General features: G+C 73.5%; 1 protein-coding gene. It reads right to left on the bottom strand.

Annotated elements, in window-relative coordinates; translation table 11 throughout:
• On the bottom strand, positions 1 to 232 hold a 232-nt coding region (locus AB4Z35_RS30845), incomplete at its 3' end, for a patatin-like phospholipase family protein (RefSeq protein WP_442101277.1).
• Between the last annotated feature and the right edge of the window lie 179 nt (positions 233 to 411).

The raw sequence follows: 411 nt of genomic DNA, 5'->3' as shown, positions 1-411 counted from the left end.
TGGCCATCGAGGCGGATGACGGCCGACAAACGTTGATCGCCCCGGCCGAGGTGCCGGTGACGATGCCGAACGGCAACGGGCAATGCCCGAGCCCATGCCGCGTGGCGATGCGGGCGATGCCGGCCAGTACGCCGGCCTGGTAGGCCGCCCGCGCGCCGCCGCCCATCATGACCAGCGCCGTGCGCTGGCGCTGGCTGGCGCGGAGGGCCGGGTCGGCGTGCGTGACGCTCACAGGCGGCTCACTCGACGCTGTCCTTGGGGGTGCCCGGCGCGGCGGGTGCCTTCGCGGCGGGCTTTTTGGTCGACGGCTTTTTCGTGGCGGACGTCTTGGTGGCGGGCTTCGCAGCCTTGGTGGCAGCCTTCTTCGCGGCGGGCTTCTTCGCCGCCGCGCGCTTGGCCGCCGGCTTCGGG

Source organism: Pseudomonas sp. KB_15, from assembly GCF_052114525.1.
Classification (GTDB): domain Bacteria; phylum Pseudomonadota; class Gammaproteobacteria; order Pseudomonadales; family Pseudomonadaceae; genus Aquipseudomonas.
Note: the sequence above shows the minus strand (reverse complement) of the source record. Positions and strands in the feature narration are given on the sequence as shown.